The organism is Pseudomonas sp. QD4, assembly GCF_049199125.1.
GTDB lineage: Bacteria > Pseudomonadota > Gammaproteobacteria > Pseudomonadales > Pseudomonadaceae > Aquipseudomonas.
In genome coordinates, this window is sequence record NZ_JBLZOM010000005.1 from 206,247 (window position 1) to 222,899 (window position 16,653).

Genomic DNA, 16,653 nt, shown 5'->3' on the forward strand with positions numbered 1-16,653 from the left:
TTATTTGAATTCCAACGCCAAAGCGGCACACCAGGACTCGCCACGCGAGCCTTGCGACAACAAATGCAGAGAACGCCCGTTGTTATGCGGGGTAATGGTAATGGTCAGGTCCGGCTTTGGCAAAAAGCCTGCACCACGTTGGGGCCACTCAAGCAGGCACAAGGCATCGCCGTCGAAGTAATCGCGAATACCGAGAAACTCCAGCTCTTCCGGATCGACCAGGCGATACAGGTCAAAGTGAAACGCTCGAATCTCACCGATCTCATAGGGCTCGACCAGGGTAAAGGTCGGGCTCTTGACCGCCCCCACATGCCCCAAACCACGAATGATCCCCCGTGACAGGGTGGTTTTACCCGCCCCCAGGTCGCCCTCCAGGAAGATCACGCCAACCCCTCGGGTGACCTGAGCGATTCGCGCACCCAATTCGACCATGGCCTGCTCATCGGCCAGATAAAGGGTTAGTTCAGACACGGTGCTTGCTCCTCCAACAACTGACGAATGGCCGGTATCAGATCACTGGCCGCCAGCCCCCGGCCCAACTTGCCTTGCTGCTCACCCGCCGTCGCATGCAACCAGACGGCCAGGCAAGCGCCATCAAATGCGCTCATGCCCTGGGCCAGCAAGGCGCCGATCACGCCCGCCAGCACATCGCCCAACCCGGCGCTGGCCATGGCCGGATGGCCTTGATCACAACGTGCCAATTGGCCATCGGGGCTGGCGATCAGGGTACCCGCCCCCTTGAGGACGGCCACCACTGCATACTTTTTACTCAAGGCCCGCGCCGCCGCCGGACGGTCGGCCTGCACGTCGGCCGTCGACAACCCGAGCAAACGCGCCGCTTCTCCCGGATGCGGGGTAATGACGCTGCCCTCGGGCAAGCTCAGCCCGCCCTTGGACAACAGATTCAGCGCATCGGCATCCCAGACCTGTGGTTGCGAGGCATTTGCCGCCGCCGACAACAGGCTGTGCCCCCATGCCGCCTGGCCCAGGCCGGGGCCGACCACCAGCACCGATGCCTGGGCGAGCAGCCCCATCAGTTGATTGGCCGAATGCACGCCCTGGGTCATCACCTCCGGCAAACGAGCCAGGGCGGCCGGCACGTGCTCGCTGCGCGTCGCCAGGGACACCAGGCCAGCGCCGCTGCGCAGGGCACTTTGCGCGCTCAGCAACACCGCGCCGCCAAAGCCGCGATCGCCGCCAATCAGCAGGACATGGCCAAACTGGCCCTTGTGAGCGTCCGGCGAACGGGCAGCCAGCCTCGGCAAATGGCCGGGCATCAGTAACTGCGCGTCGGGTAAATCGTGTTTTGTCTGCGGCATGCGTCTTCAGGCTCCGATGTCTGGCAGAATTATACGCACCTCAGCCCCGGTTTCTCTCGCCTCATGCCTGCTATTACCACCGATCTGCCCGCTCTGGCCCAATCGATCAAAGACTGGGGCCGAGAGTTGGGCTTTCAACAAGTCGGCATCAGCGGCCTGGACCTGGCCGAGCACGAGCAGCACCTGCAACGCTGGCTCGAGGCTGGCTACCACGGCGAGATGGACTACATGGGCGCCCACGGCAGCAAACGCTCCCACCCCGAGGAGCTGGTGCCCGGCACCTTGCGTGTGGTTTCGCTGCGCATGGACTACCTGCCAGGCGATACGCAAATGGCCCAGCGCCTGGCGCAGCCTGCCAAAGCCTACGTTTCACGCTATGCCCTGGGCCGCGATTACCACAAATTGATTCGTAAACGCGTGCAGCAACTGGCCGAGCGCATCCAGCAAGCCATCGGCCCCTTTGGCTATCGCGCCTTTGTCGACAGCGCCCCAGTGCTGGAAAAAGCCATCGCCGAACAGGCCGGCCTGGGCTGGATCGGCAAGAACACCCTGGTCCTCAACCGCAAGGCCGGCAGCTATTTCTTCCTCAGCGAACTGTTCGTCGACCTGCCGCTGCCCGTGGACCAGCCCCACGCCAGCGAGCACTGCGGACGCTGCACCGCCTGCCTCGATATCTGTCCGACCCAGGCGTTTGTCGGCCCCTACGTGCTGGATGCGCGGCGTTGCATTTCCTACCTGACCATCGAACTCAAAAGCGCCATCCCCGAAGAGTTGCGCGCGCTGATCGGCAATCGGGTGTTCGGCTGCGATGACTGCCAGATCGTCTGCCCCTGGAACCGCTTCGCTCGCCCGTCGGGAGAAAACGACTTCAAGCCGCGGCACAACCTGGATAACGCCGAACTGGCCGAGCTGTTCATGTGGGATGAGGAGCGTTTCCTCAGCAGCACCGAGGGCTCGCCCCTGCGGCGCGCCGGGTATGAGCGCTGGCTGCGCAACCTGGCGGTCGGCCTGGGCAATGCGCCCTCGAGCATTCCGGTGCTGGAAGCGCTCAAGGCGCGCCGGGACTATCCATCAGAACTGGTGCAGGAACACGTGGAGTGGGCGCTGGCGCAACACGCCAAGCGTCACTCGGCGTCGTTGTAGACGAACTTGGGCATTTCCCAGTGAAAGCGGATCGCCAGCAGGCGCAGTAGAAAGCCGCCGAACAGGGTGACCAGGATCGCCTGCTCGCTGGGCAGTTGCAGATAGATGCAGAGCATGTAGCACCAGGCCGCGGCGAACGAGACGCTGGCGTACAGCTCGCGGCGGAAGATCAGCGGAATATCGTTGCAGAAGATATCCCGCAAAATCCCGCCGAACACCCCGGTAATCACCCCGCTGACCGAGGCCACCAACATGCCGTGGCCCATTTCCAGGGCGGTCATGCAGCCGATCAGGGTAAACGCCACCAGGCCCACGGCGTCGAGCACCAGAAACAGCGAACGCAGGTGGCGCATCAGCGGTGCGATAAAGATCGTCACCAGGGCCGCCACCGAGGTCAGCACCAGGTATTCCGGGTGTTTGACCCAGGTCAGCGGGTAGTGGCCGAGCAATACATCACGCACCGAACCGCCACCCAGGGCCGTGACGCAGGCGATCAGCACCACGCCGAACCAGTCCATGCCGCGGCGCCCCGCGGACAGGGCGCCAGTCATGGCTTCAGCGGTAATGGCGATCAGGTAGAGCATCAGCAGCATGATGGCGGTCCTTGCAGGAAGGCGCGCAGTCTACTCAGTTGGCACGGGCACCAAAAGAGGGCGAGGCCGTGAAATAGCCCTGGACGACCAGGCCGGCCTGCCCGACATCAGAACTTGATGAAGTGTTTGCGGTAATGCTGCAGCTCGGCGATGGACTCACGAATGTCGTCCAGGGCCAGGTGGGTGCTGCCTTTCTTGAAGCTGTCGCGCACGTCCGGCGCCCAGCGCGCGGCCAGTTCCTTGAGGGTCGAGACATCGAGGTTGCGGTAGTGGAAGAAGCTTTCCAGGGATTTCATGTGGGTATAAAGGAAGCGGCGATCCTGGCAGATGCTGTTGCCACAGATCGGCGACTTGCCCCGAGGCACCCACTGCTCCAGGAAGGCGATGGTTTCGGCTTCGGCCTCGGCCATGCTGATGCGACTCTCGCGGACCCGTTGCGTCAGGCCCGAGCCACCGTGGGTGCGGGTGTTCCACTCGTCCATGCCGGCCAGGACTTCGTCACTGTGATGGATGGCGATGACCGGACCTTCGGCCAAGGTATTGAGGTTGCTGTCGGTGACGATGGTGGCCATCTCGATGATGACGTCGGTGTCAGGGTTCAGACCGGTCATTTCCAGATCGATCCAAATCAGATTCTGTGGGTTTTGCATGGGTGGGCTCCTCGGCGTAGTTGCGCAGTTTAGCCTAGAGGGCCTCCTCGGCGTGCTAAACTCGCGGCCGTTTTACCTATCCTGCTGCATTATCAACACGGAACACCCATGGCCAAACGCCAGCTCAACCGTCGCCAAAACTGGCGCATCGAAAAAATTCAAGGCGAACGCGCCGCCCGCGCCGCCAAGCGTGAATCATCCGCCGTGGAAGCGCTTGAGGGAGGCGACCTGGGCCCCGAGCAGACCGGCCTGGTGATCGCCCACTTCGGCGTTCAGGTCGAAGTCGAAGCTCGCGAAGGCGAATTGGCCGGCCAGGTATTCCGCTGCCACTTGCGCGCCAACCTGCCAGCATTGGTAACGGGCGACCAGGTGGTGTGGCGCGCCGGCAACCAGGGCATCGGCGTGATCGTCGCCCAATTGCCACGCAACACCGAGCTGTGCCGCCCGGACAGCCGCGGCCAGCTCAAGCCGGTGGCAGCCAACGTCGACATGATCGTGATTGTCTTCGCCCCGCTGCCCGAACCCCATGCCAACCTGATCGACCGCTACCTGGTCGCTGCCGAACACGCCGGCATCCGTCCGTTGCTGCTGCTGAACAAGGCCGACTTGATCGACGAGCAGAATGCTCCGGCACTCAATGCCCTGCTGGCGGTGTATCGCCAGTTGGGTTACCCGCTGCTGGAAGTCTCGGCGCACCACGGCGATGGCATGGAGCAATTGCAGGCCCAACTGGACGGGCGCATCAGCGTGTTCGTCGGCCAGTCCGGTGTCGGCAAATCCTCGCTGGTGAACAGCTTGCTGCCGGAAGTCGAAACCCGCGTCGGCCCGCTGTCCGAGCTGTCCGGCCAGGGCACTCACACCACCACCACCGCGCGACTGTTCCACTTCCCGGGTGGCGGCGAATTGATCGACTCCCCGGGCATTCGCGAATTCGGCCTGGGCCACGTCAGCCGCGCCGATGTCGAAGCCGGATTTATCGAGTTCAACGACCTGCTGGGCACCTGCCGCTTCCGCGATTGCAAGCATGATCGCGAACCCGGTTGCGCCCTGCTCAAGGCCCTTGAAGATGGCCGCGTGCAGCAGCAACGGATGAACAGCTACCGCTCGATCATCGCCAGCCTGCCGGAAACCAGCTACTGAGCTGTCGCAACCCGCACTGACAAAAAGGCCGCGATCATCGCGGCCTTTTTTGTGGGTTACTTCGGCGCTGCGGGCGCAGACGCTGGCGGTGGCGTCGCAGGTGGCGTGGCCGGTGCCGGTGCGGTCGAAGGCTGTCCAGACTTGCCGGGCTCATCCATCTTCAACACCCCATCCTCGAAGATATTCAGGCGCTGCCGCACTTCATGTGCCGGCAGCGGATCGGCGCCTGGCGGCAAGGCATTCGGATCAGCCGCAGCCCCCGGCACTTCGCCCGGCGCACCCTGCCCCTGAGTCGGCACATCGGCCGGCAGTTGCTCACCCTCGATGGCACGCTGTGCCTTCTTGGTCAGGACCACGATATCGATCCGCCGGTTGACCGGGTTGAACGGGTCCTTGCGATCGAACAGCGACGACGAGGCATACCCCACCACCCGTGCCACCTGGGAGTCGGGATAGCTGCCCGCGACCAGGGCGCGGCGTGCGGCGTTGGCACGGTTGGCCGAAAGCTCCCAGTTGCCAAAGTCACCGGCGCCCGAGTACGGCTTGGCATCGGTGTGGCCGCTGATACTGATCTTGTTCGGCACCGCTTTGATGGTGTCGGCCATGGCCAGCAGGATGTCTTCGAAATACGGTTTCAGACGCGCGCTACCCGAGTCGAACATCGGCCGGTTCTCAGCGTCCATGATCTGGATGCGCAAGCCGTCCTGGGTGATTTCGAACAGGATCTGGTCCTTGAATTTCTGCAGCTGCGGGTTCTCTTCAACCTTGTTCTGCAGCTCCTGCAACAACAGCTCGAGACGCTCGCGCTCGACCTGTTCGGCCATGCCCTCGACCTGTTCGGAATCGACTGTCACCTTGTCCGGCTGTGGCTGGGACTTCACCTCGGGGTTGAGGGTGGTGTCCGGCGCCAGCTCAGGCGAACCGCCCAAGTCGATGATGTAGGGTGTGCCGCTTTCGGAGAAGCCGATCGGGTCTTTGAAGTAACCGGCGATGGCGATCTTCTGTTCCGGGGTGGCGGTGGACAACAACCACAGCACCAGGAAGAACGCCATCATCGCCGTGGCGAAGTCGGCGAAGGCGATTTTCCAGGCGCCCCCGTGGTGTCCGCCAGCGAAGCGCTTGACGCGCTTGATGATAATCGGCTGGTTATTTTCCATGACTTAGCGACCGCGAACCGCTTGTTCCAGCTCGGCAAAGCTTGGACGGTGCGCCGGGTACAGCACCTTGCGCCCGAACTCCACAGCCAGCGATGGCGGCATGCCGGATGCGGAAGCGACCAGGGCCGCCTTGATGGCTTCGTAGACGTTCAGTTCTTCCTTGGCATCGTGGGCCAGGGAAGTGGCCAGCGGGCCGAAGAAACCGTACGCCGCGAGAATACCGAAGAAGGTACCCACCAACGCCGCACCTACGTGCAGGCCGATGGACTTCTGGTCGCCCTCACCCAGGGAAGCCATGGTCACCACGATCCCCAATACCGCGGCAACGATACCGAAGCCGGGCATGGCGTCGGCGATGCCGGTCACCGCATGGGAAGGATGCTCGAGGTCTTCCTTCATGCTGAACAGCTCCATGTCGAACAGGCCTTCAAGCTCGTGGGGAGCCATGTTGCCGGAGGACATGATGCGCAGGTAGTCACAGATATAAGCGGTCATGCGGGCGTCTTTGAGCACCGCCGGGTACTTGGCGAAAATCGGGCTGGCGGCGGCGTCCTCGATATCTCCCTCGATCGCCATCATGCCTTCGCGGCGGCTCTTGTTGAGGATCTCGTACACCAGGCCCAGCACTTCCAGATAGAACGTGTGGGTGAAGCGCGAACTGAACATCCCCAGGGATTTCTTGATGACGTGCATCGTCATATAGCCGGGGTTGGCCTGCAGGAATGCGCCAAAGGCCGCGCCGCCGATGATCAGCACTTCGAAGGGCTGGATCAGGGCTGCGATTTTGCCGTGTGAGAGCACGTATCCGCCGAGCACGCTCGCGAATACGACGATGATGCCGATAATTTTAGCCATAGGTAGGAGAGTACTTATTGAGTCGGGTTCAAGGTCATATTCGGAAGTTCTTAAAACTCTTCTTCTACTTATCGGCAAAACTGCGCCAGACTATAGCCAGTTAAGGCGAAAAGCCAGTTTGGCCCGCTCTGGGCGTGTTTACAGCAGACGATGATTGCGCCCAGCCATGTCTAATGAAACGACAGTCCCAACTCCCCGACCGACGACCCTCAGCGGCTGGATAAAGCTCCTGGACGGGGTGCCGTTGCCGGTGCCGCAAGTCAGCCACGACAAAGTCTGTCGAGCCATCGCCGACAGCCGCAGTTCGTTGCGCGATATCGCCGACCTGATGCAGAACAGCCCAGCGCTGGCCTTGAGCATCATCCGCGAGGCCAATCGGCATACCCACGGCAGCATGAGCGAGCCTGCGGAAAACCTTGAGGTCGCCCTCAACCGCCTGGGCCTCAAGCGCACCGAAGAACTGCTCGCTCGCCTGCCAGCGCTGCCGGAAGGGCAGATCCCGCCGGTCCTGCGCCAACTGCAACTGATCAGCCAGCACGCCAGCCAGCAGGCCAATGGTTTTTTCGCCAGCCGCCTGGCCCGCCTCTGGCAGGACATCCACTGGGGCAGTCTGCTGTTTCTATCGCCACTGTGGCCCCTGGCCCTGGCCCAGCCGAAGCTGCTGGAAGAGTGGGAACTGCGAGTTATCCACAAGCATGAATCGGCGCACAAGGTCGAGCTGGAGTTGTTCGGCGTCAGGTTGCTGGAGATATGCCAGGCACTGGTGGAGGTCTGGCACCTGCCGATCTGGGTCCAACAGGGCTATCGCCTGTTGATCAGCGAGCGCCGGCTGCTGGTCAAGGTCCTGCACATTGCCCGCGACAGCGAACATCCACTGCATCAGCAACAACGCCTGGATGCCGACCCCGACCTGCGTCGCTGGCTGAACCAGCCGGCCAACAGCGTGTTGCTGGCCAACGGCCTGGCACTTTCGGCGCAATACGCCTGGGACAGCACCCACTGCCTGCGCTGGCAGCACCTGACCAGCCTTTATCTGCAAATGCCCATGGACAACCTGCAACAGCAGCTGCACCAGCAGGCGGTGATCAGCGCGCGCAACGACGCGGCGCCCGGTCTCTGGCACCCTGCCGAGGCCTTGCTCTGGCCGTGGGATGCACGGCGCCTGCCCAAGGGTTTGCTGCCGGCCCCGGCACCGACTGCCGAAGCGCTGGGACACTGGCGCGAACAATGTGCACAACTGTTGGTCGAACCGAGCGCCTTTCGCAATGCGCTGCACCTCACCAGCGCCGCCTGCGATGCGCTGGTGGCCTGTGGCATGCGCCGGGTGATGCTGCTGATGGTCGATCGCGGCCTGGCCAATCTGCGGGCACAACAAATTGCCGGCCTGCCTGCGGAGTCGGCGAACCTGACCCTGCGCGTCAGCCAGAGCAACGTGCTGCAACGCCTGGTGACCAAATCGGCTCAGGTGCGCCTGAACCCGGACAACAACGCGCAATTCTCGGCCCTGCTGCCGCCGCAGTTGCGCGGCCTGTTCCGTGGCGAGCACCTGCTGCTGCGCTCGCTCTCGAGCAACGGCCGCGTGGTGATGCTGATCGCCGCCGACCAGGACGGCGGGCCGTTCTCGGAAATCAGCGTCCAGGCCTTTGGCAAAACTGCGCAATGTATTGAAAAAGCCCTTCACAGCTTTACCAACCGCAGCCAATGACGCTTGCGCTACAATCCTCCCCTTTGTGCTCTGGAGACCTCACATGTCTGACTTCTCTGGCTTGCCGCTGGTTATCGAGCCGAGCGACTTGCTCGACCGCCTCGAATCCCGCGAACTGATCCTGGTCGACCTGACCAGCGCCGCTCGTTATGCCACCGGCCATATTCCCGGCGCCCACTTTGTCGACCCCAAGCGCACCCAGCTCGGCCAGCCTCCCGCACCGGGCCTGCTGCCGACCCAAGGCGCGCTTGAAGCGCTGTTCGGCGAACTGGGGCACAACCCCAACGCGGTCTATGTGGTCTACGACGATGAAGGCGGCGGCTGGGCCGGGCGTTTCATCTGGCTGCTCGATGTCATCGGCCACACCCGGTATCACTACCTCGATGGCGGCCTGCTGTCCTGGCTGGCGCAAGGCCTGCCGGTGTCCACTTCGGTGCCGGCGGCCGCTGGCGGCCCGGTCGCCCTGACCCTGCACGACGAACCCACCGCCACTCGCGAGTACCTGCAAAGCCGCCTCGGCGCTGCCGACCTGGCGATCTGGGATGCCCGTGGACCGCTGGAGTACTCGGGCGAAAAAGTCCTGGCAGCCAAAGGCGGCCACATCCCCGGCGCTGTGAATTTCGAGTGGACCGCCGGCATGGACCAGACGCGCAACCTGCGCATCCGCTCCGACATGCCGCAGATCCTCGAAAACCTCGGCATCAGCAAAGACAAAGAAATCATCACCCACTGCCAGACCCACCACCGCTCTGGCTTCACCTACCTGGTGGCCAAGGCGCTCGGTTATCCGCGGGTCAAGGGCTATGCCGGTTCCTGGGGCGAATGGGGCAACCACCCCGACACGCCTGTAGAGATTTAAGGTTTTTAAGGACAGTTAATGAAAAAGCGTTTGTTTATCCTCAGCCAGTACCTGCTGCCTCACCACCTGCTGTCGCGCCTGGCCGGCTGCATTGCCGAGTGCCGCGTGCGCTGGTTCAAGAATGCCTTCACTGCCTGGTTCGCCAAGCGTTATCAAGTGGACATGTCCCAGGCCCTGGTGGAAGACCTGAGTGCCTACGAGCACTTCAACGCCTTCTTCACCCGCGCCCTGAAAGACGGCGCCCGCCCGCTGGACCAAACCCCGGGCGCCATCCTCAGCCCGGCCGACGGTGCCGTCAGCCAGCTCGGCCCGATTGAACATGGCCGGGTGTTCCAGGCCAAAGGCCACAGCTACAGCGTGCTCGAACTGCTGGGCGGGGATGCTGCCGTTGCCGCGCCGTTCATGGGCGGCGACTTCGCCACCATCTACCTGTCGCCCAAGGACTACCACCGCGTGCACATGCCGCTGGCCGGCACCCTGCGTGAAATGGTCTACGTGCCGGGCCGGATTTTCTCGGTTAACCAGACCACTGCCGAAAACGTCCCGGAGCTGTTTGCCCGCAACGAACGCGTGGTGTGCCTGTTCGATACCGAACGCGGCCCAATGGCCGTGGTGCTGGTGGGGGCGATGATTGTCGCTTCGATCGAAACCGTCTGGGCCGGCCTGGTAACACCACCCAAGCGCGAGCTGAAAACCGTGCGTTACGACGAAGCCGCGCGTGCGCCGATCCACCTGGAAAAAGGCGCCGAGCTGGGCCGCTTCAAACTGGGATCGACCGCCATCGTGCTGTTCGGCCCGGATCAGGTGCAGTGGGCGCAGGAGTTGGTCGCCGGCTCGCCGGTGCAGATGGGCCAGGGCCTGGGCTTGCCAAAAGCCTGAAGCCATTCCCGGACGCAAAAAAACGCCGCTGATCAGCGGCGTTTTTTATGGGGGGGTTAGCTGAGCAAAACAGCACACCTGGCCCTTAGAGCTGGCCGTCGCGATCACGGAAGCCCAGCAGGTACAGCACACCGTCCAGGCCCAGGGTGGAAATCGCCTGCTTGGCCGATTGCTTGACCAGCGGTTTGGCGCGAAACGCCACGCCCAACCCGGCAATCGCCAGCATCGGCAAATCGTTGGCGCCGTCACCCACGGCAATGGTCTGCTCCAGGCGCAAGCCTTCCTTGTGCGCCAGTTCGCGCAGCAGATCAGCCTTGCGCTGGGCATCGACAATCGGCTCGACCGCCACACCCGTCACCTTGCCATCTACCACTTCCAGCTCGTTGGCAAACACGTAGTCGATACCCAGCTTGGCCTGCAGTTGCTTGGCGAAGTAGGTGAAACCGCCCGAGAGGATCGCGGTTTTGTAGCCCAGGCGCTTGAGCTCGGCAAACAGCGTCTCGGCGCCTTCGGTCAGGCGCAGTGATGCACCTATGGAATCAAGCACGCCGACGTCCAGCCCCTTGAGCAACGCCAGGCGCTCCTTGAAGCTGGCGCGAAAATCCAGCTCGCCGGCCATGGCCCGCTCGGTGATTTCGGCAACACGGTCCCCCACGCCTGCGGCCTTGGCCAATTCGTCGATGACTTCGGCCTCGATCAGCGTCGAGTCCATGTCGAATACCGCCAGGCGGCGATTGCGGCGGAACAGCGAGTCTTCCTGAAAGGCGATATCGACGTTCAATTCCTGGGCGACGCTCAGGAACTCGGCGCGCAATGCCTGGGGATCGGCGGCTTCACCGCGCACCGAGAACTCGATGCAGCCTTTGCCTTGATCGGCCGGGGTGTCGAGGGGCATGCGCCCCGACAGACGGTCGATATGGTCGATATTCAGGCCGTATTTGGCGGTGATCGAACTCACTCGCTGCAACTGCTCGGCCGTCACCTTGCGGGTCAGCAGGGTCACAATATGGCGTTTCTTGCCCTGACCGCCGACCCACTGCTGGTAATCCTCTTCGGAAACCGGGGTGAAACGTACCTGTTGGTCCAGCTTGTAAGCGGTGAACAGAATGTCCTTGAGCACCGAGGACGCTTGTTCGGTGCTCGGGATTTCAACCAGGATGCCGAACGACAAGGTGTCGTGGATCACCGCCTGACCGATGTCGAGAATATTCACACCACCCTGGGCCAGAACGCCGGTAATGGCTGCAGTGAGACCGGGACGATCTTCACCGGTGATGTTTATCAGGACGATTTCGCGCAAGGCGCACCCCCGCAGGTGGAAAAAAACCGCATTCTACCCACATTCAGTGACCATCGGGCACAGCCAGCGCTTTGCCGGCCTAGGGCCTGTCGCTATACTGCGCGTCAACTTCACGGACAAAAGAGCCGAGCTCAGTGAACCGGCCCACGCCTGTTAAAACCGATAATTTCTTTCTGCTGATCTTCCGTGCACTGCGCCACCGCCGTGTACCGATTGCATTGCGCATTGCCAGCCATAACGTGATCCTGGTCGCCCTGGCCCTGGTGATCTACGCCTGCGTGATGGGCCTGCAATTCAAGCAAGCCATGCATGAACAAGCCGATGCCCTGGGCCAGAGCCTGACCACCCAGACCGCCACTTCGGCGACCGAGCTGCTGGTGTCCAACGACATCCTCAGCCTCAATGTGCTGCTCAACAACCTGACCAAAAATCCGCTGGTGGCCCACGCGGCCATCTACAGCGTCGATAACCGGATCCTCGCAGAAGCCGGCCAACGCCCGAAAAGCAGCCTGCTGGGCGAGACCGAAGGCGTCTACCAGACCAAGATCACCTTCCAGGACGTGACCGCCGGCAACCTGCGGATCAGCCTGGACATGGCGCAGTTCCAGCAGCCGATGACCATCAGCCTGCAAAGCATGGGCATCCTCAGCGCGATCCTGCTGGCCCTGGCTCTGGCCCTGAGCCTGCGCCTGGGACGTCACATCTCGACCCCCCTGATGCAATTGCGGGTCTGGCTGCGTGACATGGACGAACACACCCCGGCTACCCAGCGCCAGGATGAAATCGGCGACCTGGCGCGCCAGCTCCATGCCCGCCTGGCACCGGAGAAACCGCAGCCGGCACCCGAACCCGAGGCCGATTACGACGACGAGGATTACGACGAACCTCAGGACCGCGAGCCGGCCTTCGAGATGCGTAACTTGCGCGACCCTAGTTTTGATGAAAGCGCCCCGGTCGCCGGCCTCAAGCCTGCGCCGCGGCGGCTGGTCAGCGCCGAAGAAGACGAACTGGACGAAGAAGACCCGTTCGCCGACCTGCGCGATCACACCACACCCACCGCCCCCAAGCCGCTGGCACGGCCGGTAACGCCCGCGCAACCGCAGCACAGTGCGGTGCTGGCGGTACAACTCGGCGCCCAGGATCAGCTGCGTCGCCTGCCCCGTGCTCGACTGACGGAGCTGTTGGAACGCTATCGCGACTGCCTCGACCAGGCTGCGTCGCTCTACCAGAGCGAGCTGCATACCCTGAACGACGGCAGCACCCTGATGCTGTTCCACAGTGAAGACAGTGGTGACGACTACCTGACCAACGCCATTTGCTGCGGCGAACTGCTGCGCGCCCTGGGCCATGCCTTGCAGATCGAAGTCGCGGACAGCGGCATCACCCTGCAATTGCAACTGGGCCTGACCCTGGGTGACGAGCTGTTTGGCCTGAGCCAGATCGACCTGCTGCTGACCGAAACCGCCCAGGACGCCCTGGCGCTGTCCCAGCACAGTCGCAATCTGCTGCTGGTGGAACGCAAGATCAGTGATGACGCGCTGATCCGTCAACGCGCACGCATTCGCCCAATCGCCAGCCCGGAAGGCGCCTGCTGCGTCGAACGCCTGATGGAGCCCTACCCATCGATGCTGGAGCGCCAGCTGGCACGCATGCACGAGACACGGGCCAAGCTTTAAGCCTGGCCCCGCCCATAAAAAGCCCGCGGTGTAGCGGGCTTTTTTGTGGCTGAACAACGCGCCTGTCGAGTAACTGCGCCTTCCACCGCTATCGCGACAGCAGCCTTCAAGCGCCCGAACCTGCCAGCTCGCAGCCAACGGCTATGGGCAAAGGTTTACCCCAGAAACAACAAAGCCCGCTTCAGAGCGGGCTTTGTCTTGGGGGCCAACAACCTAGAACCTGAACACTTCCATATCCGTACGGATAGGAGTAGCCATCGGGATCTTTGGCTGCTTCTCCTGCTCGACAGGCTTGGCCGCAGGGGCCGGAGCGGCCTTGCGTGGCACCTCAGCCACCACAGGCTGGTTGGCCAGCGGCTTCAGAGCGCCCGACAGTTGCTCGGCCAGACGCTGCAGCAATACGCCCTGGGCCTGGACCTGGGAGGCCGTAGTGCCCGCGTGCTGCTCCTGCAAGTGCACGATGCGGTTATCACGCACCTGGCCACGACGGTCGATCAGGCGCCATTGCGCATCCAGTACCGCCGGCTGCGATTTACCGGAATCCAGGCGGGTGATCGACAGCAGCACCTGCACATCCGGGGTAAACCCGCTGGTCGCCGGCGCCAGTACTACGCGCTGGCTGTCCAGGTGACCTGCCACCTGGCGCAATAGCAGTTGGCCAATATCGGAGGACAGGCTACCCGCCCAACGACCATCGGTCGAAGCTTGCAAACTGCCATCATCCTGGCGTTGCAGCAGGGTTTCACGTTGCAGGTAATCGGCGATCAACACCGGACCCAGCACCACCGACATGCCGGCATTGGCCGGCTGAGCTGGACTTCCGCTGTCCAGCTGATACAGCGACACCGGTTGGTGTACGCTGCAACCCGCCAGGCCAAGAACGCCAGCGAGCAAAAAAACCAAAGGAAGGCGCAGAGCAGTCATCATCCCATCCAGGTGGCGGCCACAAGGCTAGCCACAGTGTAAATACTCAAAAAAACTCTAAATAACGCTCAGCTACGCCGGCGCTTGAAAGCGCATATCATCCGTGAATATGCGTCCTGACTCCAGCGCTGTAGCGTCGATCTACGCGTTAAATCGCAGATCGAGCGCTCTAACCCGCATTAATTGAGATTTTCTACCAGCAACGCATCCACCCGCTGGAATCCACGTGGCAATTTGTTACCACGGCGTCCACGCTCGCCCTTGTAATGCTCCAGGTCATCGGCCTTGAGCGACAAGGTACGTTTACCGGCCTGCAACACCAGGGTTGCGCCATCGGGTAGCACGGCAATATCAGTGACATATTCCTCACGGCTGGCTACGCGCTCGCCGGGAATGCCAATGATCTTATTGCCCTTGCCTTTGCCCAACTGCGGCAGATCGCTGATCTTGAAGATCAACAGGCGACCTTCGGTGGTGACCGAAGCCAGCCAGTTCTGCTCGCGGTCGGCGACCGGGCGTGGTGGCAGCACCTTGGCGTTGTTGGGCAGGCTCAACAGCGCCTTGCCCGCCTTGTTCTTGGCCTGCAGGTCTTCACCCTTGACCACGAAACCGTAACCGGCGTCAGAGGCGATGACATACAAAGCATCGTCTTCAGGGAGCAGTACACATTCAAAGTTCGCCCCGGGTGGCGGTGTCAGACGGCCGGTCAATGGCTCGCCCTGGCCCCGTGCCGACGGCAGGGTGTGCGCAGCCACCGAATAGCTGCGGCCAGTGGAATCGATAAACACCGCATATTGGTTGGAACGCCCCGGCGCCGAGGTCTTGAAGCCGTCACCGGCCTTGTAGGAAAGCCCGGTGGCGTCGATGTCATGGCCCTTGGCCGAGCGCACCCAGCCTTTTTCCGAGAGTACGACCGTCACTTTCTCGTTGGGCAGCAGATCATGCTCGGTCATGGCCTTGGCTTCGGCGCGCTCGACAATCGGCGAGCGGCGATCGTCGCCATAGGTTTCGGCGTCCTTGATCAGTTCGGTACGCACCAGCTTCTTCAGCTTGGCTTCGCTGTTGAGCAAGGCTTGCAGCTTGGCCTGTTCCTTGAGCAGTTCATCCTGCTCGGAACGCAGCTTCATCTCTTCCAGTCGCGCCAATTGACGCAAGCGGGTGTCGAGGATGTAGTCGGCCTGGATTTCACTCAGGGCAAAACGCGCGATCAGGCTGGCCTTGGGGTGCTCCTCGGTGCGGATGATGTGAATCACTTCATCCAGGTTGAGGTAGGCAATCAACAAGCCGTCCAACAGGTGCAGGCGACGCTCGACCTTGTCGAGGCGGAATTGCAGGCGGCGACGCACGGTCTGCACCCGGAATTCCAGCCATTCCACCAGCAGCGCGCGCAGGTTTTTCAGCTGCGGCTTGCCGTCCAGGCCAATGATGTTGATGTTGACCCGGTAGCTCGACTCCAGATCGGTGGTAGCAAACAGGTGCTGCATCAGCGCTTCGTGATCGACCCGGCTATTGACAGGAATAATCACGATACGGCAAGGGTTCTCGTGGTCCGACTCATCGCGCAGGTCCGCAACCTGTGGTGCTTTCGAGGGCTTGGCCTGCATCATGGCTGCGATCTGTTCCAGGACCTTGGCCCCGGAAACCTGGTGCGGCAGTGCGGTGACCACGATATCGCCGTCTTCGACGTGGTACACGGCACGCATGCGCACCGAGCCCTTGCCGGTTTCGTACATTTTCAGCAGATCGGCGCGCGGGGTAATGATCTCCGCTTCGGTCGGGTAGTCCGGACCCTGGATGTGCTCGCACAGCTGTTCGACCGTAGCCTTGGGTTCATCCAGCAGCCTGACGCAGGCAGTGGCGACTTCACGCAGGTTGTGCGGCGGCACGTCGGTGGCCATGCCCACAGCGATACCGGTGGTGCCATTGAGCAGGATATTCGGCAAACGTGCCGGCAACACCAGGGGTTCGTCCAGGGTGCCGTCGAAGTTCGGCCCCCAGTCCGCGGTGCCCTGGCCCAGTTCGCTGAGCAGCACCTCGGAGTAACGCGACAACCGCGCCTCGGTATAACGCATGGCCGCGAAGGACTTGGGATCATCCGGCGCACCCCAGTTGCCCTGCCCGTCCACCAGCGTGTAGCGATAGCTGAAGGGTTGAGCCATCAGCACCATGGCTTCATAGCAGGCCGAGTCGCCGTGGGGGTGGAACTTGCCGAGCACGTCACCGACGGTACGCGCGGACTTCTTGTGCTTGGAATCAGCGTCCAGCCCCAGCTCACTCATGGCGTAGATGATCCGCCGCTGTACGGGCTTCAGGCCGTCGCCGATATGCGGCAGGGCACGGTCCATGATCACGTACATGGAGTAGTTGAGGTAGGCATTTTCGGTGAAGTCAGCCAGTGACCGGCGCTCTACACCGTCCAGGCTGAGATCAAGGGAGTCGCTCATGCGGGCCTC

General features: G+C 62.4%; 15 protein-coding genes. 6 read left to right on the forward strand and 9 right to left on the reverse strand.

All coding sequences use genetic code 11. The annotated features are described in order from the left end of the window. Both tsaE and ACOZJV_RS26595 read right to left on the reverse strand, forming a co-directional pair. Window positions 1-471 (reverse strand): tRNA (adenosine(37)-N6)-threonylcarbamoyltransferase complex ATPase subunit type 1 TsaE, encoded by a 471-nt coding sequence (tsaE, locus tag ACOZJV_RS26590; RefSeq protein WP_020299441.1) that lies wholly within the window; start codon window positions 469-471, stop codon window positions 1-3. Beyond that, window positions 459-1,319 carry an NAD(P)H-hydrate dehydratase gene (locus ACOZJV_RS26595; RefSeq protein ID WP_421548873.1) on the reverse strand — a complete coding sequence of 287 codons (861 nt, stop codon included), beginning with the start codon at window positions 1,317-1,319 and terminating at the stop codon, window positions 459-461. Before ACOZJV_RS26595 ends, tsaE begins: the two co-directional genes overlap by 13 nt. A gap of 63 nt (window positions 1,320-1,382) precedes the next feature. Between ACOZJV_RS26595 and queG the strand changes: the two genes are divergently transcribed. After that, window positions 1,383-2,462, forward strand: coding sequence for a tRNA epoxyqueuosine(34) reductase QueG (gene queG / locus ACOZJV_RS26600; RefSeq protein WP_078469547.1), 1,080 nt, complete (start codon window positions 1,383-1,385; stop codon window positions 2,460-2,462). Here queG and ACOZJV_RS26605 read toward each other — a convergent pair. Beyond that, window positions 2,444-3,058: a trimeric intracellular cation channel family protein gene (locus ACOZJV_RS26605; RefSeq protein WP_178102921.1), complete on the reverse strand. Its 615-nt coding sequence runs from the start codon at window positions 3,056-3,058 to the stop codon at window positions 2,444-2,446. The two genes, queG and ACOZJV_RS26605, sit on opposite strands and share 19 nt — an antisense overlap. Window positions 3,059-3,162: 104 nt before the next feature. Further along, entirely contained in the window at window positions 3,163-3,705 is a 543-nt protein-coding gene (orn, locus tag ACOZJV_RS26610; RefSeq protein ID WP_020299445.1) for an oligoribonuclease, read from the reverse strand. Window positions 3,706-3,813: 108 nt separating this feature from the next. Between orn and rsgA the strand changes: the two genes are divergently transcribed. Continuing rightward, on the forward strand, window positions 3,814-4,845 hold the full coding sequence (gene rsgA, locus ACOZJV_RS26615) for a small ribosomal subunit biogenesis GTPase RsgA (protein WP_020299446.1): 1,032 nt from the start codon (window positions 3,814-3,816) through the stop codon (window positions 4,843-4,845). A 56-nt stretch (window positions 4,846-4,901) separates the two neighbouring features. Here the strand turns inward: rsgA and motB are convergent, their stop codons facing one another. Together motB and motA are read right to left on the reverse strand one after the other, a co-directional pair. After that, entirely contained in the window at window positions 4,902-6,002 is a 1,101-nt protein-coding gene (gene motB / locus ACOZJV_RS26620; protein ID WP_421548874.1) for a flagellar motor protein MotB, read from the reverse strand. 3 nt (window positions 6,003-6,005) lie between these two features. Continuing rightward, window positions 6,006-6,857 carry a flagellar motor stator protein MotA gene (motA, locus tag ACOZJV_RS26625; RefSeq protein ID WP_020299448.1) on the reverse strand — a complete coding sequence of 284 codons (852 nt, stop codon included), beginning with the start codon at window positions 6,855-6,857 and terminating at the stop codon, window positions 6,006-6,008. Window positions 6,858-7,023: 166 nt separating this feature from the next. Between motA and ACOZJV_RS26630 the strand changes: the two genes are divergently transcribed. Genes ACOZJV_RS26630 through asd form a run of 3 tightly spaced genes read left to right on the forward strand, consistent with a single transcriptional unit; the run spans window position 7,024 to window position 10,300 of the window. Further along, on the forward strand, window positions 7,024-8,562 hold the full coding sequence (locus ACOZJV_RS26630) for an HDOD domain-containing protein (protein ID WP_421548875.1): 1,539 nt from the start codon (window positions 7,024-7,026) through the stop codon (window positions 8,560-8,562). A gap of 43 nt (window positions 8,563-8,605) precedes the next feature. Then, on the forward strand, window positions 8,606-9,421 hold the full coding sequence (locus tag ACOZJV_RS26635; RefSeq protein ID WP_421548876.1) for a rhodanese-like domain-containing protein: 816 nt from the start codon (window positions 8,606-8,608) through the stop codon (window positions 9,419-9,421). 18 nt (window positions 9,422-9,439) lie between these two features. Then, window positions 9,440-10,300, forward strand: coding sequence for an archaetidylserine decarboxylase (gene asd, locus ACOZJV_RS26640; protein WP_201129187.1), 861 nt, complete (start codon window positions 9,440-9,442; stop codon window positions 10,298-10,300). A gap of 85 nt (window positions 10,301-10,385) precedes the next feature. Here the strand turns inward: asd and serB are convergent, their stop codons facing one another. Further along, on the reverse strand, window positions 10,386-11,600 hold the full coding sequence (serB, locus tag ACOZJV_RS26645; RefSeq protein ID WP_020299452.1) for a phosphoserine phosphatase SerB: 1,215 nt from the start codon (window positions 11,598-11,600) through the stop codon (window positions 10,386-10,388). A 134-nt stretch (window positions 11,601-11,734) separates the two neighbouring features. Here serB and ACOZJV_RS26650 point away from each other — a divergent pair, with 134 nt between their 5' ends. Next, window positions 11,735-13,276 (forward strand): AhpA/YtjB family protein, encoded by a 1,542-nt coding sequence (locus tag ACOZJV_RS26650; protein ID WP_020299453.1) that lies wholly within the window; start codon window positions 11,735-11,737, stop codon window positions 13,274-13,276. A gap of 213 nt (window positions 13,277-13,489) precedes the next feature. Here the strand turns inward: ACOZJV_RS26650 and ACOZJV_RS26655 are convergent, their stop codons facing one another. Beyond that, window positions 13,490-14,200 (reverse strand): PqiC family protein, encoded by a 711-nt coding sequence (locus ACOZJV_RS26655; protein ID WP_020299454.1) that lies wholly within the window; start codon window positions 14,198-14,200, stop codon window positions 13,490-13,492. Window positions 14,201-14,379: 179 nt separating this feature from the next. Further along, window positions 14,380-16,644, reverse strand: a complete 2,265-nt coding sequence (parC, locus tag ACOZJV_RS26660; protein WP_078469541.1) for a DNA topoisomerase IV subunit A — start codon at window positions 16,642-16,644, stop codon at window positions 14,380-14,382. Between the last annotated feature and the right edge of the window lie 9 nt (window positions 16,645-16,653).